At 71.9% G+C, this 4,439-nt stretch carries 5 protein-coding genes and 1 tRNA gene; 3 read left to right on the top strand and 3 right to left on the bottom strand.

Annotated elements, in window-relative coordinates; translation table 11 throughout:
* The first annotated feature begins 312 nt into the window (after positions 1-312).
* Positions 313-1,692, top strand: coding sequence for an FAD-containing oxidoreductase (locus GXW71_RS34235; RefSeq protein ID WP_211858518.1), 1,380 nt, complete (start codon positions 313-315; stop codon positions 1,690-1,692).
* Here GXW71_RS34235 and GXW71_RS34230 read toward each other — a convergent pair.
* Together GXW71_RS34230 and GXW71_RS34225 are read right to left on the bottom strand one after the other, a co-directional pair.
* On the bottom strand, positions 1,682-2,248 hold the full coding sequence (locus tag GXW71_RS34230) for a methylated-DNA--[protein]-cysteine S-methyltransferase (protein ID WP_211858516.1): 567 nt from the start codon (positions 2,246-2,248) through the stop codon (positions 1,682-1,684). The genes GXW71_RS34235 and GXW71_RS34230 overlap by 11 nt on opposite strands.
* Positions 2,249-2,371: 123 nt before the next feature.
* A tRNA-Pro gene (locus GXW71_RS34225) sits at positions 2,372-2,448 on the bottom strand.
* A 145-nt stretch (positions 2,449-2,593) separates the two neighbouring features.
* Between GXW71_RS34225 and GXW71_RS34220 the strand changes: the two genes are divergently transcribed.
* Positions 2,594-3,046, top strand: coding sequence for a c-type cytochrome (locus tag GXW71_RS34220; protein WP_211858513.1), 453 nt, complete (start codon positions 2,594-2,596; stop codon positions 3,044-3,046).
* A gap of 81 nt (positions 3,047-3,127) precedes the next feature.
* Here the strand turns inward: GXW71_RS34220 and GXW71_RS34215 are convergent, their stop codons facing one another.
* Entirely contained in the window at positions 3,128-3,802 is a 675-nt protein-coding gene (locus GXW71_RS34215; RefSeq protein ID WP_211858512.1) for a cytochrome b/b6 domain-containing protein, read from the bottom strand.
* A gap of 87 nt (positions 3,803-3,889) precedes the next feature.
* On the opposite strand from GXW71_RS34215, the gene GXW71_RS34210 reads away from it, so the two are divergent.
* On the top strand, positions 3,890-4,439 hold a 550-nt coding region (locus tag GXW71_RS34210; protein ID WP_211858507.1), incomplete at its 3' end, for a hypothetical protein.

Raw genomic sequence — 4,439 nt, 5'->3', positions numbered from 1 at the left:
GTCAACTGCGCGGTGCCGGAGCGGGACCGGCCGAGGCCCGGGATGGCGGTGGTGCGGCGCCGGCGCGCGGCCCGGCGCGGCGGCTGCAGCGCGCCTTCGAGCACGGTGCCCAGGATGCGGGAGAGGTCCATCGTTCGTCCTTGGTGACGAGCCCGAGAGTCGCGGCAGAGGCCGCGGGCGGTCAAGCATGGGCCGGAATGACAGCCGGCGGGACGCTCGGGCAACAAGATTCCGGCATGAGCCCGCGACCCCGGCGGGGAGAGGCATGGGCAGGGTGATAGGTTGGGCCCGCACCTCGGGAGGGACGCAGGCATGCCCGAAAGCTTCGATGCGATCATCATCGGAACCGGCCAGGCGGCGCCGGCCCTGGCCGGGCGGCTCACCGCGTCCGGCATGACCGTGGCACTCATCGAGCGTGGCCTGGTCGGCGGGACCTGCGTCAATGCCGGCTGCACACCGACCAAGGCCATGGTGGCGAGCGCCAAGGCCGCCAACACCATCGCGCGCGCGGCTGACTATGGCATCACCCTGTCAGGCGGGGTGATGCGGGTCGACATGGCGGCCGTCAGCGACCGGGTGAATGCCATTGTCCAGGCCAGCCGGTCGGGCCTGGAGCGCTGGCTGACGGGGATGGAGCGCTGCACCTTGATCCGCGGCCACGCCGTCTTCGAAGGGGCGCGCCTGGTCCGGGTCGGGGACAGGCAACTGACCGCCGGCAGGATCTTCCTCAATGTCGGCGCCCGGCCGCTGGTCCCCGATATCCCGGGCCTCGCCGCCGTGCCCTTCCTGACGAGCTCCACTACGCTGCGTCTCAGGGAGGTGCCACGCCACCTCGTCATCATCGGCGGCAGCTACATCGGGCTCGAATTCGCACAGATCTTCCGCCGCTTCGGCGCCGAGGTCACGGTGATCGAGAAGGGGGAACGCCTGATCGCCCGCGAGGACGAGGACGTCTCCGAGGCGATCCGGGCCTTCCTCGAGGAGGAAGGTATCGCGGTCCGGTCGAACGCGACCTGCATCGGCGTCGCCGCGGATGGCGACGGCGTTGCGGTGCGCGTCGATCGGGACTCGCCGATGGTCACCGGCAGCCACTTGCTGGTCGCCGTCGGCCGCCGCCCCAACACTGACGATCTCGGCCTGGAGAAGGCGGGCGTGGTGACCGATCGCGGCGGCTACATCACGGTGGATGACGGGCTGCGCAGCAATGTCGAGGGGATCTGGGCGCTCGGCGATTGCAACGGGCGCGGCGCTTTCACGCACACCGCCTATGACGACTTCCAGATCGTCGCGCGCAACCTCCTGGACGGTGCCGCCCGCTCCGTCGCGCACCGGATCCCCGCCTATGCCCTCTATACCGACCCGCCGCTCGGCCGCGTCGGGATGACCCTGGCGCAGGCGCGCGCGGCAGGGCGGAAGATCCGCGTCGGCATGCGGCCCATGACGCGGGTCGCGCGCGCGGTGGAGAAGGGCGAGACCCACGGCCTGATGCGGGTGATCGTCGACGCGGAGACGGATGCGATCCTCGGGGGCGCGGTCCTCGGCCCCGGCGGCGACGAAGCCGTGCACGAGATCCTGGCGGCGATGGCGGCGGGAACCCCGGCGACGCAATTTGCTGCGACCATGGCGATCCATCCGACGGTGGCCGAGCTGCTGCCGACCATCGCCGGAGAACTCTCCGACCTCAGAAGCTGAAGGCCTGTTGCGCGGCCCCCGGCGGCTCCGTCGGACGCACGCCTTCGAGCGCCAGCATATGCGCCTTGGACTCCGTGCCGCCCGGCGCGGAGAAGCCGCCGATCCGGCCGCCGGCGGCGAGGACGCGATGGCAGGGAATGATGAGCGGGACCGGGTTCCGCGCCATCGCCTGCCCGACCTCGCGCGCCACCTCCGGCCCGGCGCCCAGCGCCTTGGCAAGTGCCCCATAGGTGGTGGTCTCGCCCCAGCGCAGCATCCTCACCGCGGCATAGATCCTCTCGAACAGCGCGTCCTGTGCGCCGAGGTCGAGGGGGAAGCGCGAGAAGTCGGTCGCCTCACCCTCGAAATAGGCCCGGGCCGCGGCGATGGCGTCCGCGACCATGGGCGGCGGTGTCCCGGGCTCGGCATCCGGGGCGCGGCGCAGCAACAGCCGCTCCGCCGCCTCGGCGGTCTTCGTCGGGAGCAGGAAGGCGGTGATGCCGAGATCGTTCCAGGCGACGCCGCAGAAGCCGCGAGCGGTCCCGAAGATCCGGTAATGCTGCTGCGCTTCGGACATGACCCGACCCCGATCCTCCTGCTGTCGCCCTGCAAATTGGGGTGACGGGGAGGGCGGATCAACATCGGGTACGGGGTGGCCAGGCAGGCAACAAAAAACCCCTGGTTTCCCAGGGGTTTCTGTTGGTCGGAGTGAGAGGATTCGAACCTCCGGCCCCTGCGTCCCGAACACAGTGCTCTACCAGGCTGAGCTACACTCCGGTGCCTGCGGGTGGCGGCGTATAGCTTGGTCCCGCCCGGGCGGCAACACCCCCCGAACGGCGCCTGGACGCGCTTGCGGCGGTCACGGCCTTGCTGCGACTGTCGCGCGCGGCCGGGACGGGCCCGGCCACCAGGAGACGACAGGATGCGGGCTCTTTTGATCGCCGGCGGACTGCTGGCCATGTTTTCCGCCGTCGGCGCCGCCATCGCGCAGCCGGATGTCATCAATGCGCGGCGGGAGGGGCTTCGCGGCATGGGCCGCGAGATGGAGGCGATGAAGGCCATCGCCGACAGCCGCGGCGATCCGCGCCCCGCGGCGGCGCGGATCGAGCAGATGACCGCGTTCTTTCAGACTTTCCCGACGCGCTTCCCGGAAGGCTCCGGCACGCCGACGGGCCGGGAGCCCGGGCAGACCGGCGCGCTGCCGGCGGTCTGGTCCGACAATGGCGGCTTCCAGCGGGCGGCGGCCAATATGGTGACCCAGCTCGGCGCGCTGCGCGTCGCCGCGACGGCCGGCGACCCCGCGGGCTTCGCGACCGCCTTTCAGCAGACCGGCGCCACCTGTGGCGCCTGCCATCGGGCCTATCGGGCCCGCTGATCTCTTCTGGCGCGGCGCGAAGAGCAGATCCCGTTCAGGTGGGATCACCTGAACGGGTGAAGATGCTCGCAACAGCAAGCTTCAGGGCGCCGCGCCGAAGCGGCTGAGCGCATAGGCCGCGCCGGCCGCCAGTGCGAAGAGAACGGCACCCAGCAGCGGGGAGGCGATGCGCGGCGCCGGTGCTTCGGGTGGCATCCGCTTGCGGCCGGTCAGCATCGGGGCCAGCAGGTCGTGCCGCTTGATCAGGCGATAGGCCAGGATCGCCAGCACATGCAGCGCGACCACGGCCAGGATCACGTTGAACAGCCGGAAATGCCATCCCGCCACGGCGTAGCTCGTGGCGCTGTCGATCCGTGCCGCGAAGGGGCCGCGCACCACGTAGTCGTCAGGATCGGCGAAGAGGCCGGTGCCGACCTGGGCCAGCAGCAGCGCCAGCATCAGCGCCACCATCCAGCCGCCGGCCGGGTTGTGCCCCGGCTCCGTGTCGGGGCCGCGCTTAAAGATCCCGCCCAGATAGCGCGCGACGACGACGGGTGAACGCAGGAACCGCCCGAACCGCGCGGTGTCGGAGCCGAGGAAGCCCCAGAGGATGCGAAAGCCGAGCAGCGCCAGGATGGAGTAGCCGGACAGGAAATGCAGGCGCCAATTGCCGGTCTGCGCCGTCCCCCAGGACGCCGCGACCAGCGCCATCAGCGCCCAGTGGAACAACCGCACCCAGCCGTCCCAGACCTTCACGCGGCGCCACGCCTCAGCCATGCAGGGATCCCCTTCCGGCGACAAAGCCGACTGCCAACTTATGGCGGCGCGGTCGCGATGCCAGCCCGGATGCGCCAGCATGGCCGCATGACGCTCGATTCGCTCTGGCCATGGCGCGCGGTGCCGGTCGCGCTGGCCGTGGCGCTGCTCTGGGTCTTCGGCCTCAGGCGCGCCGGGCAGCCGGCGCTGGCCCCGGCGGGACTCGGGCTTGGCCTCGCGGTCGGCTGGATGGTGACGATCGGCCTGGTCACCGCGACGCCGCGCCACCTCATCGACCGCCTGCCGATGCTCGCCGCCGGCCTGGCCCTGCTCGGGCTGGTGCTGGCCGGCATCCTCCGCGGCCGGCTGGCGGGGCTCGGCTTTCCCGCCGCGATCCTCGCCGTGCTGGCGGGGGCCTGGTGGATGGCGGGTGCTCCGGCCTGGGGTGCCGGGCTCTGGCGTGTGCTGCCGGTGCTGCTCGGGGTGGCGGCCATGGGGCTGGCGCTGCTGCTGCGGCTGGATGGGCCGTCCGATGGCGTCAGGGCCGGGCTTGCGCTGGCCGCGGGGCTGCTGGCAGCCGGGGCGCCGGGGCCGCTGCCGGTGCTGGCGGTGGTGCTGGCGGCGGCGGCGTTCGGGGCGCTGCTGCCCGGTGCGGAGG

The organism is Plastoroseomonas hellenica, from assembly GCF_018129085.1.
Lineage (GTDB): Bacteria > Pseudomonadota > Alphaproteobacteria > Acetobacterales > Acetobacteraceae > Plastoroseomonas > Plastoroseomonas hellenica.
Note: the sequence above shows the minus strand (reverse complement) of the source record. Positions and strands in the feature narration are given on the sequence as shown.

What these genes read in the sequence shown, in the direction of transcription:
- GXW71_RS34235 (WP_211858518.1), top strand. Translation starts at nt 313, where the DNA reads ATGCCCGAAAGCTTCGATGCGATCATCATCGGAACCGGCCAGGCGGCG.
- GXW71_RS34220 (WP_211858513.1), top strand. Translation starts at nt 2,594, where the DNA reads ATGCGGGCTCTTTTGATCGCCGGCGGACTGCTGGCCATGTTTTCCGCC.
- GXW71_RS34215 (WP_211858512.1), bottom strand. Translation starts at nt 3,802, where the DNA reads ATGGCTGAGGCGTGGCGCCGCGTGAAGGTCTGGGACGGCTGGGTGCGG.
- GXW71_RS34230 (WP_211858516.1), bottom strand. Translation starts at nt 2,248, where the DNA reads ATGTCCGAAGCGCAGCAGCATTACCGGATCTTCGGGACCGCTCGCGGC.